This window comes from Variovorax sp. W2I14 (assembly GCF_050435205.1).
GTDB classification, from domain to species: Bacteria; Pseudomonadota; Gammaproteobacteria; order Burkholderiales; family Burkholderiaceae_C; genus Variovorax; species Variovorax paradoxus_C.
In genome coordinates this window covers 6,526,409-6,546,066 of record NZ_JBNDJX010000001.1, presented here as the reverse complement: position 1 = coordinate 6,546,066, position 19,658 = coordinate 6,526,409, and the positions used below count along the sequence as shown (strand labels likewise).

Sequence of the window (19,658 nt, the reverse complement as noted above, 5' to 3'; positions counted from 1 at the left end):
TCGTCAGGGTTCACCGGGGTCATCGGTGGTTCATGTAGACGCGGTCGCCGATGTCCAGCACCTGGGCGGCCGGCAGGATCAGGCTGGCCACGCGGTTCCAGCTCACGAGCGGCACCGAGTCGATGTAGACGACGTCGCGCGGCTGCAGCGGAAAGCGGTCGGCCAGCGCGAGCGCGGCGGGGTTCTTCGCGTTCAGGTGGAACACGGCCGGCGTGCCCTTGGCGGTGTTGCGCACGACGTAGATCTGCCCCGTGTTCGCGGTGCCCAGGCTCGCGCTGCCGGCTTCGCCGAGCGCTTCGTTCAGGCTCAGGCGCCCGTTGTGCATGAGCAGCGCCGAGGGACGCAGCACCTCGCCCATCACCACGACCTTGTTCTCGTCGCGGTTGCGCACCAGCACCACGTCGCCGTTCTGCAGCGGAATGCTGCCGGCGCCGCTGCCCAGGTCCTGCAGGCGCGTGAGGTCGATGAGCGTGGTGCGGTCGCCGCGCGTGAGCGTGACGAACGAGCGGTCGCCGTTGGGCGTGATGCCGCCCGCGCGGTTGAGCGCTTCGGCCAGCGTCATCGGCACGTCGGTGAAGATCTGCAGCCCCGGCGAGCGCACCTCGCCTTCGACGAACGCGCGGCGGCTGCGGAACGACTGGATGCGCACCGTGACCTGCGGCTCCTTGATGTAGCGCGCGATGCGCTTGGTGATGAGATCGGAGGCCTCGATTTCGGTGAGCCCCTGCATCTTCACGCGGCCGATGTAGGGAAAGCTGATCTCCCCGTTGGCGCCGACGATGAAGCCGGGCGCCACGCTGATGCCGGTCGGGTCGACCTGCTGGGAGATGACGGCGCCGGCGTTGGGCAGCAGCTCGGGGTGGTCGTAGACGATGACGCCCACGACATCGCCCGGCCCGATGGTGTACGGGGCGGCCTCGCCGAACAGCGCCTTCACGTCGGCCGGCACCGCGGTCGGTTGCGCATCGGCCATCGCGCGGATGAGCGACGGCGAAATCGGCGTGAGCGCGCCTTCGGGCGAGCCGTCCGCGGACAGGGCGGGCGCCGGGCCGAGGTCGGGCTCGGAAGCCGCCATCCTGCCGAAGCCCGGCGCACAGCCCTGGAGCAACATCGCGCCGGCCAGGGCAGCGCTCCACCCCATCAGGTACACGTAGCGTGTCAAATTGATCTCCATTGCAAATCTGATTTCTTCTTCAACTGCGGCCCCTATGCAAAGGTCGAGCCCGCTTGAAGGGGGTCGGCCTTTTGATCGGGGCGCACCACAAAGCGCAGCCCGGGATTTACCGGTGCGCAGGTCGAAAACCGAATTGTCGCTGCGCTCGAAGATGCATTTTTTCGTCGCGCAGGCGAAAAAATCGTGTCTATTCGTGGCGCAACCCTGTGCTACGCAGGGTTATCTGTCATCGCACTCTCTGGAACGGTGTTTTCACTGGGAAAACCACCTTTGGAACAGCATTCCGGATTGCCGTTTTTGCCGTTGAAATGGCGACTTATTAATTACCCCGCAGCGCAGGGAGATCGTGGCGCCTGTGCCACGAAATTGATTTTTTGAGGGTTTTTGATATTGCACGTCTATTTGTAAGATTTTGTGTTTCCGTGCAGTGTAGGAGAACTTCCCGAGTGAAGAACGCCTACCACACCCTGCAAACGGACATGCAACAGCACCCGAAAGGGGCACCGCTACGGTGACACGCGCCCCGATTTGAATAGATGTAGGTTTTTCGATTTACCTGAAATTCGTATGACCGCCGCCAGAGATGGCACCAACACCGTGCAACCATTGCTCACAAAGTTAAATGAATAATTTCACATTCATTTTCAAGCTAAGACTTTTGCACTGTTTTTCAATTTCAGTCATCCATTTGCCATGGATTCTTCGCATTTCGGTCACGCAAATCCGATTTAATCATTCAACGGCACGGTGAATGAGAAAAAAGAATTCAGGCCGAATATGGGCATACGAATTCCTCGATAAGAGTTATCGGGAATTGAGATATAGCGCGCGGGAAATTAAATGAAAAAGGCCTCCAAAAGGAGGCCTGTCGGTGATCGATGCAGGGCCCGTAGGGCCTGCTGGCGCGGAGCTCACTGCTCCTGGTCGTCGCCGGGCTGGCCCAGCTTCTCCTTGGTGGCGCGAACGCCCCGGAGCACGAGGAACAGGGCGATGCCGACGAGAACGAGAAAGCCGGCGAGCGCCCAGCCGCCCATGCCGAAGGCCCACCACCAAAAAAGGCCGCTCAATGGCAGCAGCACCAAGGCCAACAGCAATTCGATGACGATCAAGCGCATTTGTCTCTCCCCCTTCGCTCGGGCACGCGTCAGCCCCATGGATGTGTAAAAAATCGCTACGCGCGTCGGGTGCGAGAGGATAGCCCAAGAAAAGCCGAGGATATGCAGGTCGCCGGACGCTGCATAGAGAGTATTTGTGCTGAACCTGTGCAGGGGCTGACCGTGTTTTTCCCCTGCACTTCCGATCGTTGTTCGCCAGCGACGCCCTGCGCAGTGCGTGCACCGAAGTGGACATCCCGATGGACGCGCGCAGGTTCGATCTCGGCACGGCCATGGCGGCGCACGAAGAGATCGAGTCGGGACGCGTAAAGGGAAAGTTCACCGCCGAGGTCCGCAGCTGAAAGCAGGCGCGCGGTCGCCGTGCGGATGACCGCTCAGTGCGACGACACGACGGCGATGCCGCGGAACTGCCCCGTCTTCGCGTTCTTCTCGGGTCTCGGATGGCGCTGCGGCGAGAAGCGGTGCAGCAGCTCCGCCTCGCGATCGGTTGCGAGCGCGAGGTTGGCCAGCTTCACATGCCCAAAGCCGCGGATCGTCAGCGGCAGCGCCGCGATCTGCGCGGCGAGCGCCTGGTTGTCGGCAGACAGATCGGCGGCCAGTTCGTCAAGCCGCTGGTCGAACTGGGCGATCAGCGCACGCTCCATCCGGCGCTCCGCCGTGTAGCCGAACAGGTCGAAGCCCGTGCCGCGCAGCCGCTTGCCGTGGGCCAGCCATCTCATTGCCGGCAGCATCCACGCGCCGAGACGAATCTTGGCGGGCGCCTGGCCGTTCGCGCGGCGCGAGAGCAGTGGCGGTGCCATGTGGAATTCGAGCTTCAGGTCGCCTTCGAACTGGTCCTTGAGCTTCTGCAGGAATGCGCCGTCGGTGTAGAGGCGCGCGACCTCGTACTCGTCCTTGTAGCTCATGAGTTTCAACAGGCTGCGCGCTGCATTGCGCGTGAAGGGCAGGCGTGCATCGCCGCCCGGCAGCGCGGATTCGGCCGCCTGCAATGCGCGGATGCGTTTGTAGAAGCGATCGGCCCATGCGGCGTTCTGGTAGCCGGTGAGATGGCGGCGCGCGTCGGCGAGCAGCGCGTCCAGCGGGCGCTCGTCGGCTTGTTGTTGCGCCTGCGCTTGCATCGGTGCTGCGCGCAACTGATCGAGCGCAGCCGGGTCGCCCGCCGCGAGCCGCCCCAGCGAAAACGCCGACTGGTTGGCCGCCACGGCCACGCCGTTGAGTTCGATCGCATGCATCAGCGCCTCCAGGCTCAGCGGCACCAGGCCGCGCTGCCATGCATAGCCGGTCGCGACGATGTTCGCGGCCAGCGTGTCGCCGAGGAACTCCTCGGCCAGGCTCTGCGCGTCGAAGGTCTCGACCTGTTCTTCACCGGCGACGAAGCGCATCTTCTCCAGCAGCAGGCCGACGTGCAGGTCGGCATCGGGGTTGCGCAGCGACTCGGCCACCGGAATCTCATGAATGTTCGCGAGCACGCGCGTGCGCCCGTGCCGCACGGTCTGCAGCGCGTCGGGCGAGGCGCCCACCACCACGTCGCAGGCGAGGATGGCGTCGGCCTGCTGCGTGTCGATGCGCACCTGGTTCAGCCGCTCGGGCGTGTCGGCCAGCCGCACGAAGCTCAGCACCGAGCCGCCCTTCTGCGCGAAGCCCATGAAGTCGAGCACGCTGGCCGATTTGCCCTCCAGGTGCGCGGCCATCGCGATGACCGCGCCCACCGTCACCACGCCGGTGCCGCCGACGCCAGTCACGAGCAGGTCGTAGGGGCCGGTCCACGCATGCGGCGCGGGGTGCGCGAGCGCGCCCACGCGATGCAGGAAGGCATCGCGCCCGGCCGCGAGCGCGCCGCTCTTGCGGCGCAGCTTGCCGCCGGTGACGCCCACGAAGCTCGGGCAGAAACCCTTGACGCAGGAATAGTCCTTGTTGCAGCTGGTCTGGTCGATCTTGCGTTTGCGGCCCATCGGCGTTTCGTGCGGCAGCACGGCCACGCAGTTGCTCTGCACGGTGCAGTCGCCGCAGCCTTCGCACACGGCCTCGTTGATGTAGAGGCGCTTGGGCGGATCGGCCAGCTCGCCCTTCTTGCGGCGGCGGCGTTTTTCGGCGGCACAGGTCTGTTCGTAGATGAGCACGGTCACGCCGGGCATTTCGCGCAGGCGCCGCTGCACCTCGTCGAGGGCGGCGCGGTCGTGGAACTCGGTGCCGTGCGGAAAGCGGTTCGTGATGGCGTCGTACTTGCCGATCGCGTCGCTCACGACCACCACCTTGGTGACGCCTTCCGATTCGACCTGCCGCGCGATAGCGTCCACGCTGATGACGCCATCGACCGGCTGCCCGCCGGTCATCGCGACCGCGTCGTTGAACAGGATCTTGTAGGTGAGCGTGGCCTTGGCCGCGACGGCCTGGCGGATCGCGAGATAGCCCGAGTGGTAGTAGGTGCCATCGCCGAGGTTCTGGAACACATGCGGTGTCTTGGTGAACATCGCATGCGAGATCCAGTCGACGCCCTCGCCGCCCATCTGGATCAGGCCCGCGGTGCTGCGGTCCATCCAGTTGGCCATGAAGTGGCAGCCGATGCCGGCGCGCGCGGTCGAGCCTTCGGGCACCTTGGTGCTGGTGTTGTGCGGGCAGCCGGCGCAGAAGTACGGCAGGCGCTTGACCGCATCGCTCGCGTTGCCCAGCAGGTCGGGCGGCGTGAAGTCGCGCACATGCTGAAGGTGATCGCCGAGGTCGTGGTTCTCGGGAAAGTGCACGGCCAGCCAGTGCGCGACCAGTTCGATGAGGCGCGAGGGCCGCAGCTCGCCGAGCGCGGACACGAGCGGCTGGCCGTCGCGGTCGTGCTTGCCCACGAGCACGGGTCGGGCATCGGGCGGCGCGTTGTAGAAGATGTCGCGCAGTTGCGTCTCGACCACCGCGCCCTTCTCTTCCACGACAAGGATTTCATCGAGCCCGCGCGCAAAGTCTTTCAGGCGCGTCTGCTCGACCGGAAAGCTCAGCCCCACCTTGTAGAGCCGCACACCGACACGCGCGAGCTGCTCGGGCGAGAGCTCCAGGCGCCGCAGCACCTCCATCAAATCGTGGTGCGCCTTGCCGCAGGTGACGATGCCGACCTTCGCATGCGGGCTCACGATGACGTGACGGTCGATGCTGTTGCGCCGCGTGAATGCGGCCACGGCGGCGAGCTTGTCCTCCAGCCGCGACTCGATGCGCAGCGAGGGCAGGTCGGGCCAGCGGTAGTGCAGGCCGTCGGGCGGCGCGGCGTGGCCGGTGGCGGCGCGCACGGCATCGGCGTCTTCCCAGGCGGCGACGCGCGCGTTCACCGCATCGAGGTCCACGGTGCCCGCGCTCTCCACGATTTCAGACAGCGCCGCCATGCCGACCCACGCGCCCGAATAGCGCGAGAGCTCGTAGCCGTACAGGCCGAACTCCAGGTACTCGGCCACGCTCGCGGGCTGCATCACCGGCATGCGCCAAGCCATGAAGGCGTGGTCGCTCTGGTGCGGCATCGACGACGACACGCAGCCGTGGTCGTCGCCCGCCACCACCAGCACGCCGCCGTGCGGCGACGAGCCATAGGCGTTGCCGTGCTTGAGCGCGTCGCCCGCGCGGTCCACGCCCGGGCCCTTGCCGTACCACATGGCAAACACGCCATCGACGGTGCGCTCGGGGTCGGACTCCACACGCTGCGTGCCGAGCACCTGCGTGGCCGCGAGCTCCTCGTTCACCGCGGGCACGAAGCGGATGCCGGTCTGCTTGAAGCGATCGCCCGCCTTCCAGATGGCCTGGTCGACCATGCCCAGCGGCGAGCCGCGGTAGCCGCTCACGAAGCCCTGCGTGTGGAGGCGGCGTGCCGCATCGCGCTGTTTCTGCATCGCCAGGATGCGGATCAGCGCCTGCGTGCCGGTGAGGAAGACCGAGCCGGCATCGGCCCAGAGGTTGTCGGAAAGCTGGTAGTCGGGCCGTCGAAGCGCGGCCGTCTTGTGGGGGGCGTTCATGCCCGGAATTGTTCTGCCGCACCCCGAGTAAGTGTTTCTTCAATACACTGGCGCAGACCCTTGTTTGAAGAAGAATCCACTCGGAAACCGTCATGAACGTCGATTCTGTTTCTCTTGATGAGCATTGCCTGAAGATCCTTTCTGCACTGCAGCACGACGGCCGGCAGACGGTGCAGCAGATTTCAGAGGCCGTCGGGCTCTCGCCCACGCCGTGCTGGAAGCGCATCAAGGACATGGAGGCGGCCGGCGTGATCCGCGGCTACACCGCCATGATCGATCCCGAACTGGTGGGCCTGCACGTCTCGGCCGTGGCCGAGGTGAACCTCGACCGCCACAGCGAGGCGATGGTGCAGCGCTTCGAGGAGGTGGTGGCCGCGAGCCCGCAGATCATCCGCTGCGTGTCGGCCACGGGACCCGCGGACTACATCCTGCATGTGACGGTGCCCGACATGAAGCACTACGAGCGCTTCTTGCACGAGGTGCTGTTCAGCCTGCCGGGCGTGACGCACGTGCGCTCGAGCATCGTGCTGCGCGAGATCAAGTCGGAGGTGGCGCTGCCGCTCGGGCACCTCACGGGGGCCAAGGCGAAGACGGGCGCGGCGCCTTCGCGGCGCTGACGCCCGCGACGCCTTATTCCACCGTCACGCTCTTCGCCAGATTGCGCGGCTTGTCCACATCGGTTCCGCGCGCACACGCCGTGTGATACGCCAGCAACTGCAGCGGCACCACATGCAGCAGCGGCGACAGTTGCCCGTAGTGCTCCGGCATGCGGATCACATGCAGCCCTTCGCCGCTCTTGATCTTCGTGTCGCCGTCGGCCAGTACATACAGAACACCGCCGCGCGCGCGCACTTCCTGCAGGTTGCTCTTGAGCTTTTCGAGCAGTGCGTCGTTCGGTGCGACCGCGACCACCGGCATCTCGCTCGTCACCAGCGCGAGCGGGCCGTGCTTGAGTTCGCCCGCCGCATACGCCTCGGCGTGGATGTACGTCACTTCCTTGAGCTTGAGCGCGCCTTCCAGCGCGATCGGGTAGTGCAGCCCGCGGCCGAGGAAGAGCGCGTTGTCCTTGCGCGCGAAGTCCTCGGCCCAGCCGATGATCTGCGGCTCCAGCGCGAGCACCGACTGCAGCGCGACCGGCAGGTGGCGCATTTCCTTCAGGTAGCGCGCTTCGTCGGCTTCGGTGAGATGCCCCTTGGTCTGCGCGATGGCCAGCGTCAGGAGGAAGAGGCCCGCGAGCTGCGTGGTGAAGGCCTTGGTCGACGCCACGCCGATCTCCACGCCGGCGCGCGTGATGTACGCCAGCTTGCACTCGCGCACCATCGCGCTGGTCGCGACGTTGCAGATCGTCAGCGTCTGTTCCATGCCGAGCGAGCGGGCGTGCTTGAGCGCGGCGAGCGTGTCGGCCGTCTCGCCCGACTGGCTGATGGTGACCACCAGCGTCTTGGGGTCGGGCACCGAGTCGCGGTAGCGGTATTCGCTCGCGATCTCGACCTGGGTGGAAATCTTCGCGATGCTTTCGAGCCAGTACTTGGCGGTGCAGCCGCTGTAGTAGCTGGTGCCGCAGGCGAGGATGAGGATCTTGTCGATGTCCTTGAAGACGCGATGCGCGCTGGCACCCGTCGCGCCGTCCTGCCCGATGCCGTCGAACAACTCGGGCACGATGCCCGCCACGCCTTCGAGCGTGTCGCCGATGGCGCGCGGCTGCTCGAAGATTTCCTTCTGCATGTAGTGGCGGTACGGGCCGAGTTCGGCCGCGCCGCTGTGCGCGAGCACGGTGCGCACCTGGCGGGTCACGGGCTTGTGGTTCTTGTCGACGATCCAGTACTTGCCCGGCTGCAGGTCGACCACGTCGCCCTCTTCGAGATAGACGATCTGGTCGGTCACGCCGGCGAGCGCCATCGCGTCGCTCGCGAGGAAGTTCTCGCTGCCTTCCTTGCCCGCGCCGAGGATCAGCGGCGAGCCGGCGCGCGCGCCGACCACGCGCTGCGGCTCGTCGCGGCAGATCACGGCGATCGCGTAGGCGCCGTGCAGCTGCAGCACCGCGGCCTTCACGGCTTCGAACAGGTCGCCGTCGTAGAGGCTGTCGACGAGGTGGGCGATGACCTCGGTGTCGGTCTGGCTCTCGAACACGTAGCCCTTGGCTTCGAGCGCGGCGCGCAGCGTTTCATGGTTTTCGATGATGCCGTTGTGCACGAGGGCGATGCGGCCGGGGCGCGCGCCCTGCGCGTCGGCGCCGGGGCCGTGGCTGAAATGCGGGTGCGCGTTGTGGACGGCAGGCGCGCCGTGCGTGGCCCAGCGCGTGTGGGCGATGCCGGTCAGGCCTTCGACCTTGTCTTCGCGCACCTGGGTGACGAGCTCCGCCACGCGCGAGGTGGTGCGCGCCCGGGTGAGGCCGCCCGCATGGACCGCGACGCCGCAGGAGTCATAGCCGCGGTACTCGAGCCGCTGGAGGCCCTGGACGAGGACCGGAACGATGTTGCGATGGGACGCTGCCCCGACGATGCCGCACATGGTGAGCTGCCTTTGAATGAAGAAGAGGCCAGATGGTAGGGAGGTGAAGAGAAAATATGCCCTCGAAATTTCATGGATTTCGGAGTTTTATTTCATCATCTCTCTCATTTGGATTTTTATTCCATAATTTACATATATATGGAATCAATCTCCCTCGATGCAATAGACCTCCGGCTGCTCGATGCGCTGCAACGCGACGCCTCGCAGACCAACCAGCGACTCGCCGCCGACGTGGGCATCTCCCCGCCCACCTGCCTCAGGCGCGTTCAGCGGCTGAAGGACGAGGGCCTCATCGAGCGCCAGGTCGCGCTGCTCTCGCCCGACCGGCTAGCGGCGGTGCTGGGCCATGGATTGCAGGCGGTGGTCGAGATTTCGCTGGACCGGCAGGACGCCGCCGCGCTCGACGCCTTCGAAACCCGCGTGATCGCCGACAACGCGGTGCAGCAGTGCTGGCGCGTCTCGCCCGGCCCCGACTTCGTGCTCGTTGTCGCGGCGCGCGACATGCCGGACTACGGCGCGCTGACCCAGCGCCTGTTCACGGCCGATGCCAACGTGCGCAACGTGAAGGCGTTCTTCAGCCTCAAGCGCGCCAAGTTCGAACCCGCGGTGCCGCTGGGCTGACTGGCGCCGCGCTCGTCAGGCCTTCGGCTTTTTCTGCGGCCGCTTCCAATTGGGAAAGCTCACCGGCTTGCTGCGCGCGACAGTCAGCGCGCCCGGCTCGGTCGACTTGTTGACGGTCGACCCGCCCCCGATGGTGCCGCCCGCGCCGATGGTGACCGGCGCCACCAGCACGCAGTTGCTGCCGATGTGCACGTCGGCTTCGATCACCGTGCGGTGCTTGTTGGCACCGTCGTAGTTGGCGGTGATGCTGCCCGCGCCGTAGTTGACGCGCTCGCCCACAGTCGCATCGCCCAGGTAGGCCAGGTGGTTGGCCTTGGCGCCGGCGGCGAGGGTCGAATTCTTCACCTCGACGAAGTTGCCGATGTGCACCTCGGTGCCCAGCTGCGCGCCAGGGCGCAGGCGCGCGAACGGGCCGATCAGGGCGCGCTCGCCCACCGTCACGCCGGCTTTCTCGCCGTCGATGTGGGTGAACGGATGGATCACCGCGCCGGCCTCGATGCGCGCATTGGCGATCACGCAGTTCGCACCGATGCGCACGCCCTCGCCCAATGACACCGCGCCTTCGAACACGCAGTTGACGTCGATCTCGACGTCGGCCGCGCAGTCCAACGTGCCGCGCAGGTCGAAGCGCGCCGGGTCGGCCAGGCGCACGCCCTGCTCCATCAGCGTATTCGCCTGGCGCAGTTGCCAGGCGCGCTCGAGCGCCGCGAGCTGCACCGGGCTGTTGATGCCCGCCACCTGCAGCGCATCGGTCGTGATGTGCGCCACCACCGGCACGCCGTCGGCTGCGGCGAGCTTGACGACGTCTGTCAGGTAGTACTCGTTCTGCGCGTTGCGGTTGTCCAGCCGCGCGAGCCAGCCCTTGAGCAGGCGCGCCGGCACGGCCATCACGCCGCTGTAGATTTCGCGCACCGCGCGCTGCGCGTCGTTGGCGTCCTTGTGCTCGACGATGGCCGTCACTGCCCCGCCGGCCGACGTGCGGATCACGCGGCCGTAGCCGGATGGGTCATCGAATTCGATGGTCAGCAGCGCGAGGCGCTCGCCCGCGCTGGCCGCGACCAGCGCCCGCAGCGTGTCTTCGCCGATGAGCGGCACGTCGCCCGAGAGCACGACCACGGTGCCGTCGTCCGGCAGCAGCGGCGTTGCCTGCTGCACCGCGTGGCCGGTGCCCAGCTGCGGCTCCTGGCGTGCGAAACGGGGCGTCGCGCCGCCGACGGCGCCGGCCATCGCGGCCTCGACCTCGGCAGCGCCGTGACCGGTCACGACCACCACGTGGCGGGCGCCGATGCGGGCGGCGGTGTCGGCAACATGCGCGATCAGCGCGCGGCCGCCCAAACGATGCAACACTTTGGGCAGTCTGCTTTTCATGCGCGTGCCCTTGCCGGCCGCCATGATCACCACGTCGATCGGCCCCTGGATGTCTTGCTTTTGCTGCTGCGGAGTCTGATTCATGCTTGTGTTTTCCCGGATGCGTTGCGCGGAACTGGCGCGAATTATCGGCGTGCTGCTGCTGGTCTCTGCGCTGGGCGCCTGCAGCGCGGTGAAGCTGGCCTACAACAACCTGCCCGAGGTGAGCTACTGGTGGCTCGACGGGTATTTCGATTTCGACAGCACCCAGACGCCCAAGGTGCGCGACGAACTCGCCCAGTTGCTGGCCTGGCACCGGCAGAACGAGCTGCCCAAGGTCATCACCCTGCTGCAGGAGGCGCAAGGCCTGGCGCCGGGCGAGGTGACGCCGGCGCAGGCCTGCAAATTCGCCGACGGCATTCGCGAGCGCCTGCTGGCCGCGGTCGAGCGCGCCGAGCCGGCCACCACCGAGCTGGCGCTCACCTTGAGCGAATCACAGCTGCAGCAGCTCGAACGCAAGTACGCCAGGCTCAACAACGACTACCGCAAGGACTGGCTCGACCGCACGCCCGCGCAGGTGCAGGAAAAGCGCTACGACCAGTTCCTCGACCGCATGGAAGACTTCTACGGCCGGCTCACGGCTGAGCAGCGCGACGTGCTGAAGCAGCAGGTCGCGCAGTCGGTGTTCAACCCGCAACTCGCCGATGCCGAGCGCCGCAAGCGCCAGCAGGAAGCGCTGGCGATGCTGCGCGGGTTTGCCACGAAGAAGCCATCGCCGGGCGAGGCGCGCGCCGCGCTGCATGCCTACCTGCTGCGCATCGCCGAGCCGCCGCCCGGCCCCTGGCGCGACCAGCAGCAGGCGCTGCTGGAGGAAGGCTGCCGCAACCTCGCGACCCTGCACAACGGCACCAGCGCCAGCCAACGCGAGCAGGCGGTGCGCCGGCTGCAGGCCTACCAGAGCGACCTGCGGCAGCTCGTGGCCACGCGCTGAGGCTGCGGCCGGCGCGCTTTCAGATCAGCGGAACGGGCCGCAGCGGCCGCTCGAAATAGTCGCCCAACGCCTCCAGCGCATGCGGCTCCAGGATGCGGAGCCACCCCGCATCGAGCTTGTGGAGCCCCAGGCGCTGCAGGCGGCGCAGCGTCTTGTTGGTGTGCACCAGCGAAAGCCCCAGCGCATCGGCGATGTGCTGCTGGTTGAACGGAAACTCCACCCAGCCATCGCGCACCATGCCCACGCGGTCGGCCCGGCGGTACAGGTGCATGAGCAGCATCGCCACGCGTTCGCCCGCGTTGCGCCGGCCGGCGGTGACGAGGTTGTCGTCCACCATCTTTTCCTCGCGCGCCGCGAGCCAGGTGATGTCGTAGCCGAGCTTGGGCTGGGCGTGGAAGAGCGGCCAGAGGCGGTCACGCGAGAAGGCGCACAGCGAGACGTCGGTCACGGCTTCCACGCCGTGGGTCTGGCCTTCGGCGAATTCGTCCTGCAGGCCGATGAAATCACCGGGCAGCAGAAAACTCAGGATCTGCCGGCGCCCGTCGGTCAGGGTCTTGTAGCGGAACGCCCACCCCGAATAAAGGGTGAAAAGCTGCGTGCTGGGCCGGTGCTCTTCGATGATCGAGCCGCCCGCCTCCACCCGCCGCGCGCCGACGCGGAACGACTGGATGGTCTTGAGCTCTTCCGGCGATGCGGGCAGGAACGCCTCGAGCCGGCGCAGCGCGCAGTCGTCGCAAGGATTCACCCCTTGGGGAGGGGAGGCTGCAACGGGATAGTCATCGAATCTCACGCGGCACTATAGGCTTTTGCGCTGTGTCTTTTTACGTTTCGCCGGGCGTCGCCGCTGTCTAGACTCCGCAGCGTTTTCCTCCAAGACGCATGACAGACGAACAGCCGCTCCACGAAATTTTCTATTGCAGCGTACTCGCGCAAGACCTGCCCGCCAATGCCGTGGGCGCCATCGTCAGCCAGGCACGGGCGCGCAATTCCGAGCGGAAGATCACCGGCCTCCTGGTCTTCGACGGCATGCGGTTCTGCCAGCACCTGGAGGGTCCGCGCGATGCGGTGAAGGCATTGATGCGGAGCATCGAACGAGACCTCCGGCATACCGAGGTGCGGCTGGTCCACGAGGGCCCGCTGGAATTGCGCCGCTACAGCGGCTTCGGCCTGGGCCTGGCCGAGAGCGAAGGCCCCGATCTCATGGCCGGCGTGCACGCCCTGGAAGGGGAAGCCGCGCTCAAGCACTTTCTGGCGCTGCGCTCCAGCTTCGACATCAGCGGCTGAAAAAAGCGCCGGAAGCCGCCTGCAAAAAGAAAAGGCGCTCGAAACCGCCTGCAAAAGAAAAAGGCGGCCGAAGCCGCCTTTGTGCGTCCATGGAACCGGTGACCGTTCAGGCCTGATCCCATGTGTAGGTGGCACCGTAGCCATCCCATGCTTCCATGACGATGCGCTGGCCGGCGGCCACCGTCATCGATTCGCCCGGTGCGAGCACCAGGTCTTCGCTGGGGTTGGCCAGCGTGGCGTCGGGCGTGATCCATACCCGGCCCTGCTTGACGCGCAGGACGCTGGCCGCACGCGCCTTCAGGCTCATTGCCTCGCCGGGGGCAATCTGCCAGGCGCCGCGGCGCACGGCGGGCGGCACGGCGGCGGCAGCGGTACGGGCGGGGATCGACAGGGAAGCGAGCGATTGGGTGGTGCAGACGGCGGTGGACATGATGAAACTCCTTGGGCTTGCCGAAGTGCGATTGACAGGACGGAGGCAATGGCGCAGTTCGGGAATGAATGATCGTTTCCCGGGCGTTGTGGGTCCAATGAAAACGAAGTAGCCTACTGATGCTGGTTTCGCATCAATCAAAGGCTCTCCCCCAGGTTTCGCGCACTTCGTGTCGCCTCTCCTCCCCCTCGCCCGGGGGCAACACCTGCAGCCCGGCAAAGCCGGTTCCGCGGTGTTCCCCGAAGGGACAGCGCAAGCAGATGCAGCCGGCCTTTCAAAGGCACCTCCATGCAACATTCGCAAACCCACCTGCGCTCCCGCCCCATCTCAGCCGGCCACCTGCGCGCCTTCGAGGCCGTCGCCCGGCACCTGAACTTCCGCGCGGCGGCCGAGGAAATGGCGCTGACCCAATCGGCGGTCAGCCGGCAGATCCAGTCGCTGGAAGAGGAAGTGGGCGTGTCGCTGTTCCTGCGCCACACGCGGGCGGTGGAACTCACCAGCGCCGGGGCGCAGTTGCTGCTCGCGGTGCAGCAGTCGCTGCCGCGCATCGACATGGCGGTGCGCCAGATTCGCCAGAGCGCGGGGCGCAAGAGCGTGTCGCTCACCACCTTTGCATCGTTTGCCTCGATGTGGCTGATCCCGCGGCTGGAGGCCTTCCAGCGCGACAACCCCGAGATCGACATCCGCATCGACGCCAGCGACGTGGCGGTCGACCTCGAGGTGGCCGACGTGGACATCGCCCTGCGCTACGGCCCCCGCGAGGCCATGCCGCCCACCGCCGTGCGCCTGTTCGGCGAGAACCTCACGCCGGTGGCGAGCCCGTGGCTCATCAAGAGCAGCCCGCCGATCAAGACGCCCGAAGACATCACCCGCTTCACGCTGATCGAGGCGGGCGACGCGCACCGCACGCACCTGGAATGGCTGACGTGGCGGCGCTGGTTCGAAGTGAACGGCCTGGAGCGCGCGCAGCCCAAGCGCTGGCTCTATTTCAACTACGCCTACCAGATGGTGCAGGCCGCGCTCACCGGGCAGGGGCTGGTGCTGGCGCGCAGTTCGCTCATTGCAGAAAGCCTGGCCAACGGCGACCTCGTGGAGGTGCTGCCCCGGCATCGCATGGATTCACCGATGGCCTACTGGCTCATCTCCGGTCCGCGCAATGCACTGCGGCCCGAGATCAAGGCCTTCTGGGACTGGCTGCTGCTGCAGGCCGGCACCACGCGCGAGACCATCGGCGAGGTGCCCGATCCGGACACCATCGACGACATCGACTGAGCTTCTCAGCTCATCGGCCAGACGACGCCGTTGTCATTGAGGATGGCGTCCAGGGGCAGGTCGTGCGCTTCGGGCTCGAAGTCGTCGAGGAAGCCGTGCGTGAAGCCCAGGCCCACCGTGAACGGCCGGGGCTCCAGCGCCGCCAGCGTGCGGTCGTAGAAACCGCCGCCGTAGCCCAGCCGGTAGCCGCCGGCGCTGTAGCCCACGCAGGGCACGAACAGCAGGGTCGGCACGATCAGCTCGGTGTCCTTGGGCTTGGGAATGCCGTAGGCGTCTTCTTCCATCTGGCAGCCCGGATACCAGGCATGGAAGGTGAGGGTCTTGTGAACCTTGTCGATCACGGGCAGTCCGATGCGGCGGCGCTGCGTCTCTTCCATCAGCTCGCCGTCTTCCTTCCAGCGGTGCAGCGCGGGCAGCGGATCGAACTCGCCCTTGATCGGCCAGTAGGCGCCGATCACGGTGTCGGGCCGGCCGACCAGCCAGATGCGCATGACGCGCTGCAGCAGGTCGGCGCGTGTCAGCCGGTCCGGCATCGCCAGACGTTGTTCGATCAATGCCTTGCGCAACTGATCCTTCAGAAAACTCGCCGTCGCCGAGGTGTCGGCTCCCTTTGACTTGTCCATAATCCCCCGATGCAGTTCCCAAGCATTTTGGCATCCATGCGCAACCGCCCGCGCAACGCAACGCCAGCCGTTGCTTTTTCCCTCGTCCTGACTGCCGCTGCACTGCTCTTTCATCCACCCGCCAGCGCCCAGACCAACACAAACACCAACGACGACGTGCTGGTGCAGATGAAGCAGGCCTTCCAGCGCGGCGACAAGGCCCGTCTCACCGCCCTCCTGCCGCAAGCCCGCGGCCACGCGCTCGAACCCTGGGCCGCGTACTGGGAACTGAAGGCCCGCCTGCAGGAAGCCGCGCCGAACGAAGTGCAGGACTTCTACGCCCGCTACCCCGGCACTTATCAGGAAGATCGCCTCCGCAACGACTGGCTGTTGCTGCTGGGCCAGCGCCGCGACTGGGACGGTTTCTCGGCCAACGTCGCCGGCTACCGCATGGGCGACGACGCGCAGGTGCGCTGCTACGCGGTGCTGGTCGACACGCTGCGCTCGGGCACCGCCACCCAGGCCCAGGCCGACGAAGTGCGCCGCAACTGGTTCCGTCAGAAAGAAGCCGACGACGGTTGCCTCACCGCCGCCGACCGCATGGTCGCCGCCCGCCTCATGTCGACCAACGACGCGTGGAAGAAGGCGCGCCTGGCCATCGAGGCCAACCGCCCGCAGGCCGCGCGCGGCGCCGTCACCATCGCCGCGCCCGATGCGCTGCCGCTCTTCGAGGAGCTCAACGCCAGCTCGGCCAAGTTCCTCGTCGGCCGCGCCTTCGTGGCCGCCAAGTCGCGCAAGGAGCTGGTGGTGCTCGCGCTCATCAAGGTCGCGATTGCCGACCCCGACATGGCCGCCTCGCAGCTCGACAGCAAGTGGGGCCCGATGCTCTCGGCCGAAGAGCGCAACTGGCTCTGGGGCGCCATCGGCCGCGCGTCGGCCAACAAGCTCTCGCCGCAGGCCGTGGGCTATTTCGGCAACGTGACGAAGAACAGCGACCTGTCGGACGACATGCTCGGCTGGCGCGTGCGCGCCGCGCTGCGCGCCGGCCAGTGGAAGGACGTGGCGCCCGCCATCAACGCGATGAGCGAAACCGCCCAGCTCGATCCGACCTGGGTCTACTGGAAAGCCCGCGCGCTCGCCAGCGAACGCAGCGAGGAACGCCGCGCCCAGGCCCGCGAGCTCTATACGAGCATCGCCGGCACGCGCGGCTTCTACGAAATGCTCGCGCTCGAGGAACTGGGCCAGCGCGTCGTCGCGGCCACCCGCCCCGCGCCGCTCACGCCCGAGGAAAAGGCGGCGGCGCGCAGCAACGTCGCGCTCAACCGCGGCCTGTATGCGATTGCCATCGGCCTGCGCTCCGAAGGCACGCGCGAATGGAACTACGCCACCAACCTGCACGACAAGGGCGGCATGGACGACCGCGCCCTGCTGGCCGCGGCCGACTTCGCCTGCCAGCGCGAGGTGTGGGACCGCTGCATCAACACCAGCGAGCGCACCAAGGGCGTGATCGACGTGGAGCAGCGCTTTCCGATGCCGTTCCACGACACGGTGCTGCGCAAGAGCCAGGACATCGGCCTCGATCCGGCCTACGTGTACGGTCTCATCCGCCAGGAAAGCCGCTTCATCATGGATGCGCGCTCGGGCGTCGGCGCCTCGGGCCTCATGCAGGTCATGCCCGCCACCGCGCGCTGGACGGCCCGCAAGATCGGCATGACCGACTTCACGCCCGGCCAGATCAACGACCGCGAGACCAACATCACCATCGGCACCAACTACCTGAAGCTCGCGCTCGACGACTTCGACGGGTCGATGGCGCTGGCGGCCGCCGCCTACAACGCCGGCCCCGGCCGGCCGCGCAACTGGCGCAACGGCCCGGTGCTCGACGCCGCGATCTGGGCCGAGAACGTGCCCTTCACCGAGACCCGCGACTACGTGAAGAAGGTGCTGGCCAACACCACCAACTACGCGGCGATCATCAGCGGCCGGCCGCAGTCGCTGAAGGAACGCCTGGGCCGCATTGGCCCACGCGACGCCGCCGAGCCCGAACCGAACAAAGACCTGCCCTGACATGAGCTGGCACGACGAGGTGCTCGACACCATCGCGTCCGAATTCTCGGACGTGACGGACGTCGCGCAGCTCACCCGCATCGTCGTTCGCCTCACGCTCGCCGGCGCGCTCGGCTTCATGCTCGGCTTCGAGCGCGAGCAGCAGGGCAAGGCGGCCGGCGTGCGCACGCACATGCTGGTGGCGATCGGCTCGGCGATGTTCGTGCTGATCCCGCAGCAGACCGGCATCGTGCCGGCCGACATGAGCCGCGTGATCCAGGGGCTGGTGGCGGGCGTGGGCTTTCTTTGCGCCGGCACCATCCTCAAGCAGGGCAAGGACGAATCGCACGTGCAGGGCCTCACCACGGCCGCCGGACTCTGGATGACTGCGGCCATCGGCATGGCCTGCGGGCTCGGCCGCGAAGCCACCGCCCTGCTGAGCGCGCTGCTGGCGTTGGCGGTGCTGTCGCTGGTGCCGCGGCTGGTGAGCCTGCTGGAGCGCACCATCGCCAAGGACCGCCCCCAGGAATCGCAGCGCGTGATCGCCTCACCGGACGACAAGCCCCGCGACCGCTGACAGGCATCAATTCGCGCCGCGTTCGGCATCAATGGCGGCGCGCCGCGCGGCTAGCATCGAAGGCTTTGCCCTCACCGAATCGAACCGAAGGAACCCTCATGCGCCAGCTCTACATCGGCAACAAGAACTACTCGTCGTGGTCCATGCGGCCCTGGGTGCTCATGAAGCAGGCCGGCATCGCTTTCGACGAAGTGATGGTGCGCTTCGATTCCTTCGAGGCGGAGTCGCGGTTCAAGCACACCATCGCCGCGCTGAACCCGGTCGCCAAGGTGCCGGTGCTGGTCGATGGCGACCTCGTGGTCTGGGACACGCTGGCCATCGCCGAATACCTGGCCGAGACCTTTTCCGAGAAGCAGCTGTGGCCCAAGGGCGTGGCCGACCGGGCACGCGCGCGCAGCATCTGCGCCGAGATGCACTCGGGTTTCGGCGGCCTGCGCGGCCATTGCGGGATGAACATCGAGGCGTCGCTGCCCGAGGTCGGCGCCCGGCTGCTCAAGGAACAACCGGAGGTGCGCAGCGACCTGGACCGCATCGTGCAGATGTGGAGCGACCTGCTCGGCACCCATGGCGGCCCACTGTTGTTCGGCGACTTCACCATCGCCGATGCGTACTTCGCGCCCATCGGCACGCGCGTCAAGACCTACGGCCTGCCGGTGCCGCCGGTTATCTCGGCCTACATCGAACGCGTGCAGGCGCTGCCGGGCATCAAGGCCTGGATCGACGAAGCGCTGGAAGAGAAAGATTTCCTGCAGTTCGAAGAGCCCTACCGCACAGCGCGATAGGGCTTGCCCGCGCGGCAGGCGGGATCAGAACCTGTAGGTTGCCGACAGGAAGGTGACGATGGGGTTCAGCTTCAGGCTCGCTTCGCTGCGGGCGACCGGCAGGCCGGTGATCGACGTCGTCGTCAGCTTGGCCTTGGTCTTCAGCGGGATGTACGACACCGAGAACGAGATGCCCCAGTGCTTGTCGAACTGGTAGGAGATACCGGCGTTGAGCACGGGTGCGAACGAGCTGTCTAGCTTGGCCGTGGTGTTCACCGAGTACGGCGATTGGCGGAACTGGCTGGCCAGCGCGCCCTGCAGGCTTGAGGTCAGCTTCACGTCGCTGTACCAGACGTAGGTGGCACCCAGGCCCACGAACGGACGGAAGGCGGAATTGCCTTCGTTGAAGTTGTACTTCACCAGGACCGTGGGGCTCCACTGGCGAGCCTCGCCCAGTTCGCCCACGCGGGCCAGCGTGCCCTTGCCCTCGAGCTTGAACTTCGGCGGAACGCCCAGGACGCCTTCCACAGCCCAGTGGCTGTCGATGAAGTAGGCCAGGCTCAAGCCAAGCGTGTCCGAGTCCTTGACGCTGGCGCCCGATCCCTGGAGCACGCTCTGCACCGGCGCCGTCACCTGGAGCGGCTTGCTCGAGTCCTGAGGCGCGAGGTGGAACCAGCCTGCCCCCGCGACCCAGTCGCCGGCGTTTTGCGCTGATGCGCTGCCGGACGCCATGGCACCCAGAGCCGCCAGCGCAAACATTGTTTTCTTCATGATGTGAATGCTCCTTTGGTTGAAATATCCCGTTGAACGCGATGCCAGCCCGTGGCCGGCGCTGCGTTCCAGCAAATAAACGAACGTTCGTTCTGTTTGCAATCCGGATTATCGAACGCTCGTTCTATTTAGTGGGTGCGGGGTATCCCTATCCCTAACTTCCACCTCATTCC

Annotated in this window: 18 protein-coding genes; 9 read left to right on the top strand and 9 right to left on the bottom strand. The window is 66.7% G+C overall.

All coding sequences use genetic code 11. The annotated features are described in order from the left end of the window. Positions 1 to 19: 19 nt before the first annotated feature. Entirely contained in the window at positions 20 to 1,174 is a 1,155-nt protein-coding gene (locus QF040_RS30545; RefSeq protein WP_013539553.1) for a polysaccharide biosynthesis/export family protein, read from the bottom strand. A gap of 911 nt (positions 1,175 to 2,085) precedes the next feature. Continuing rightward, on the bottom strand, positions 2,086 to 2,289 hold the full coding sequence (locus QF040_RS30540) for a hypothetical protein (protein WP_429614065.1): 204 nt from the start codon (positions 2,287 to 2,289) through the stop codon (positions 2,086 to 2,088). A gap of 188 nt (positions 2,290 to 2,477) precedes the next feature. On the opposite strand from QF040_RS30540, the gene QF040_RS30535 reads away from it, so the two are divergent. Then, positions 2,478 to 2,630, top strand: coding sequence for a hypothetical protein (locus QF040_RS30535; protein ID WP_429614064.1), 153 nt, complete (start codon positions 2,478 to 2,480; stop codon positions 2,628 to 2,630). Positions 2,631 to 2,663: 33 nt separating this feature from the next. Here QF040_RS30535 and QF040_RS30530 read toward each other — a convergent pair whose 3' ends face one another. Beyond that, on the bottom strand, positions 2,664 to 6,272 hold the full coding sequence (locus QF040_RS30530; protein ID WP_429614063.1) for an indolepyruvate ferredoxin oxidoreductase family protein: 3,609 nt from the start codon (positions 6,270 to 6,272) through the stop codon (positions 2,664 to 2,666). 92 nt (positions 6,273 to 6,364) lie between these two features. Between QF040_RS30530 and QF040_RS30525 the strand changes: the two genes are divergently transcribed. Then, positions 6,365 to 6,889: an Lrp/AsnC family transcriptional regulator gene (locus QF040_RS30525; RefSeq protein WP_429614062.1), complete on the top strand. Its 525-nt coding sequence runs from the start codon at positions 6,365 to 6,367 to the stop codon at positions 6,887 to 6,889. A 13-nt stretch (positions 6,890 to 6,902) separates the two neighbouring features. On the opposite strand, the gene glmS is transcribed toward QF040_RS30525, so the two are convergent. Continuing rightward, a complete protein-coding gene (gene glmS / locus QF040_RS30520) occupies positions 6,903 to 8,783 on the bottom strand; it encodes a glutamine--fructose-6-phosphate transaminase (isomerizing) (protein ID WP_429614061.1) in 1,881 nt (626 codons plus the stop codon). Between the two features lie 138 nt (positions 8,784 to 8,921). Here glmS and QF040_RS30515 point away from each other — a divergent pair, with 138 nt between their 5' ends. After that, on the top strand, positions 8,922 to 9,404 hold the full coding sequence (locus QF040_RS30515; protein ID WP_429614060.1) for an Lrp/AsnC family transcriptional regulator: 483 nt from the start codon (positions 8,922 to 8,924) through the stop codon (positions 9,402 to 9,404). A gap of 15 nt (positions 9,405 to 9,419) precedes the next feature. On the opposite strand, the gene glmU is transcribed toward QF040_RS30515, so the two are convergent. Next, on the bottom strand, positions 9,420 to 10,856 hold the full coding sequence (gene glmU, locus QF040_RS30510; protein ID WP_429614059.1) for a bifunctional UDP-N-acetylglucosamine diphosphorylase/glucosamine-1-phosphate N-acetyltransferase GlmU: 1,437 nt from the start codon (positions 10,854 to 10,856) through the stop codon (positions 9,420 to 9,422). On the opposite strand from glmU, the gene QF040_RS30505 reads away from it, so the two are divergent. Further along, a complete protein-coding gene (locus QF040_RS30505) occupies positions 10,855 to 11,742 on the top strand; it encodes a DUF6279 family lipoprotein (RefSeq protein WP_429614058.1) in 888 nt (295 codons plus the stop codon). The genes glmU and QF040_RS30505 overlap by 2 nt on opposite strands. A gap of 19 nt (positions 11,743 to 11,761) precedes the next feature. Here the strand turns inward: QF040_RS30505 and QF040_RS30500 are convergent, their stop codons facing one another. Then, positions 11,762 to 12,487, bottom strand: a complete 726-nt coding sequence (locus QF040_RS30500; RefSeq protein WP_429614057.1) for a Crp/Fnr family transcriptional regulator — start codon at positions 12,485 to 12,487, stop codon at positions 11,762 to 11,764. Positions 12,488 to 12,621: 134 nt separating this feature from the next. Between QF040_RS30500 and QF040_RS30495 the strand changes: the two genes are divergently transcribed. Beyond that, positions 12,622 to 13,026, top strand: a complete 405-nt coding sequence (locus tag QF040_RS30495) for a BLUF domain-containing protein (RefSeq protein ID WP_429614056.1) — start codon at positions 12,622 to 12,624, stop codon at positions 13,024 to 13,026. 106 nt (positions 13,027 to 13,132) lie between these two features. Here QF040_RS30495 and QF040_RS30490 read toward each other — a convergent pair whose 3' ends face one another. After that, positions 13,133 to 13,456, bottom strand: a complete 324-nt coding sequence (locus QF040_RS30490) for a DUF2917 domain-containing protein (protein ID WP_176660242.1) — start codon at positions 13,454 to 13,456, stop codon at positions 13,133 to 13,135. 288 nt (positions 13,457 to 13,744) lie between these two features. Between QF040_RS30490 and QF040_RS30485 the strand changes: the two genes are divergently transcribed. After that, a complete protein-coding gene (locus tag QF040_RS30485) occupies positions 13,745 to 14,728 on the top strand; it encodes a LysR substrate-binding domain-containing protein (protein ID WP_429614055.1) in 984 nt (327 codons plus the stop codon). A 5-nt stretch (positions 14,729 to 14,733) separates the two neighbouring features. On the opposite strand, the gene QF040_RS30480 is transcribed toward QF040_RS30485, so the two are convergent. Beyond that, positions 14,734 to 15,351: a 5-formyltetrahydrofolate cyclo-ligase gene (locus QF040_RS30480; RefSeq protein ID WP_093443293.1), complete on the bottom strand. Its 618-nt coding sequence runs from the start codon at positions 15,349 to 15,351 to the stop codon at positions 14,734 to 14,736. Positions 15,352 to 15,360: 9 nt separating this feature from the next. On the opposite strand from QF040_RS30480, the gene QF040_RS30475 reads away from it, so the two are divergent. The 3 genes from QF040_RS30475 (at position 15,361) to QF040_RS30465 (ending at position 18,735) form a co-directional block, all read left to right on the top strand. Continuing rightward, the gene (locus QF040_RS30475) at positions 15,361 to 17,397 is read left to right on the top strand and encodes a transglycosylase SLT domain-containing protein (RefSeq protein WP_429614054.1); all 2,037 of its coding nucleotides are present in this window, start codon (positions 15,361 to 15,363) and stop codon (positions 17,395 to 17,397) included. A 1-nt stretch (position 17,398) separates the two neighbouring features. Continuing rightward, positions 17,399 to 17,953, top strand: a complete 555-nt coding sequence (locus QF040_RS30470) for an MgtC/SapB family protein (protein ID WP_429614053.1) — start codon at positions 17,399 to 17,401, stop codon at positions 17,951 to 17,953. Between the two features lie 98 nt (positions 17,954 to 18,051). Next, complete coding sequence (locus QF040_RS30465; protein ID WP_429614052.1) at positions 18,052 to 18,735, top strand: glutathione S-transferase family protein; 684 nt, start codon at positions 18,052 to 18,054, stop codon at positions 18,733 to 18,735. A gap of 24 nt (positions 18,736 to 18,759) precedes the next feature. On the opposite strand, the gene QF040_RS30460 is transcribed toward QF040_RS30465, so the two are convergent. Continuing rightward, positions 18,760 to 19,485: an OmpW/AlkL family protein gene (locus QF040_RS30460; RefSeq protein ID WP_429614051.1), complete on the bottom strand. Its 726-nt coding sequence runs from the start codon at positions 19,483 to 19,485 to the stop codon at positions 18,760 to 18,762. Between the last annotated feature and the right edge of the window lie 173 nt (positions 19,486 to 19,658).

Excerpts from the sequence above, each read along its gene's own strand:
- QF040_RS30525 (WP_429614062.1), top strand. The coding sequence starts at position 6,365 with ATGAACGTCGATTCTGTTTCTCTTGATGAGCATTGCCTGAAGATCCTT.
- QF040_RS30515 (WP_429614060.1), top strand. The coding sequence starts at position 8,922 with ATGGAATCAATCTCCCTCGATGCAATAGACCTCCGGCTGCTCGATGCG.
- glmU (WP_429614059.1), bottom strand. The coding sequence starts at position 10,856 with ATGAATCAGACTCCGCAGCAGCAAAAGCAAGACATCCAGGGGCCGATC.
- QF040_RS30470 (WP_429614053.1), top strand. The coding sequence starts at position 17,399 with ATGAGCTGGCACGACGAGGTGCTCGACACCATCGCGTCCGAATTCTCG.
- QF040_RS30545 (WP_013539553.1), bottom strand. The coding sequence starts at position 1,174 with ATGGAGATCAATTTGACACGCTACGTGTACCTGATGGGGTGGAGCGCT.
- QF040_RS30490 (WP_176660242.1), bottom strand. The coding sequence starts at position 13,456 with ATGTCCACCGCCGTCTGCACCACCCAATCGCTCGCTTCCCTGTCGATC.
- QF040_RS30465 (WP_429614052.1), top strand. The coding sequence starts at position 18,052 with ATGCGCCAGCTCTACATCGGCAACAAGAACTACTCGTCGTGGTCCATG.
- QF040_RS30495 (WP_429614056.1), top strand. The coding sequence starts at position 12,622 with ATGACAGACGAACAGCCGCTCCACGAAATTTTCTATTGCAGCGTACTC.
- QF040_RS30475 (WP_429614054.1), top strand. The coding sequence starts at position 15,361 with ATGCAGTTCCCAAGCATTTTGGCATCCATGCGCAACCGCCCGCGCAAC.
- QF040_RS30485 (WP_429614055.1), top strand. The coding sequence starts at position 13,745 with ATGCAACATTCGCAAACCCACCTGCGCTCCCGCCCCATCTCAGCCGGC.
- QF040_RS30540 (WP_429614065.1), bottom strand. The coding sequence starts at position 2,289 with ATGCGCTTGATCGTCATCGAATTGCTGTTGGCCTTGGTGCTGCTGCCA.
- QF040_RS30480 (WP_093443293.1), bottom strand. The coding sequence starts at position 15,351 with ATGGACAAGTCAAAGGGAGCCGACACCTCGGCGACGGCGAGTTTTCTG.
- QF040_RS30460 (WP_429614051.1), bottom strand. The coding sequence starts at position 19,485 with ATGAAGAAAACAATGTTTGCGCTGGCGGCTCTGGGTGCCATGGCGTCC.
- QF040_RS30530 (WP_429614063.1), bottom strand. The coding sequence starts at position 6,272 with ATGAACGCCCCCCACAAGACGGCCGCGCTTCGACGGCCCGACTACCAG.
- glmS (WP_429614061.1), bottom strand. The coding sequence starts at position 8,783 with ATGTGCGGCATCGTCGGGGCAGCGTCCCATCGCAACATCGTTCCGGTC.
- QF040_RS30505 (WP_429614058.1), top strand. The coding sequence starts at position 10,855 with ATGCTTGTGTTTTCCCGGATGCGTTGCGCGGAACTGGCGCGAATTATC.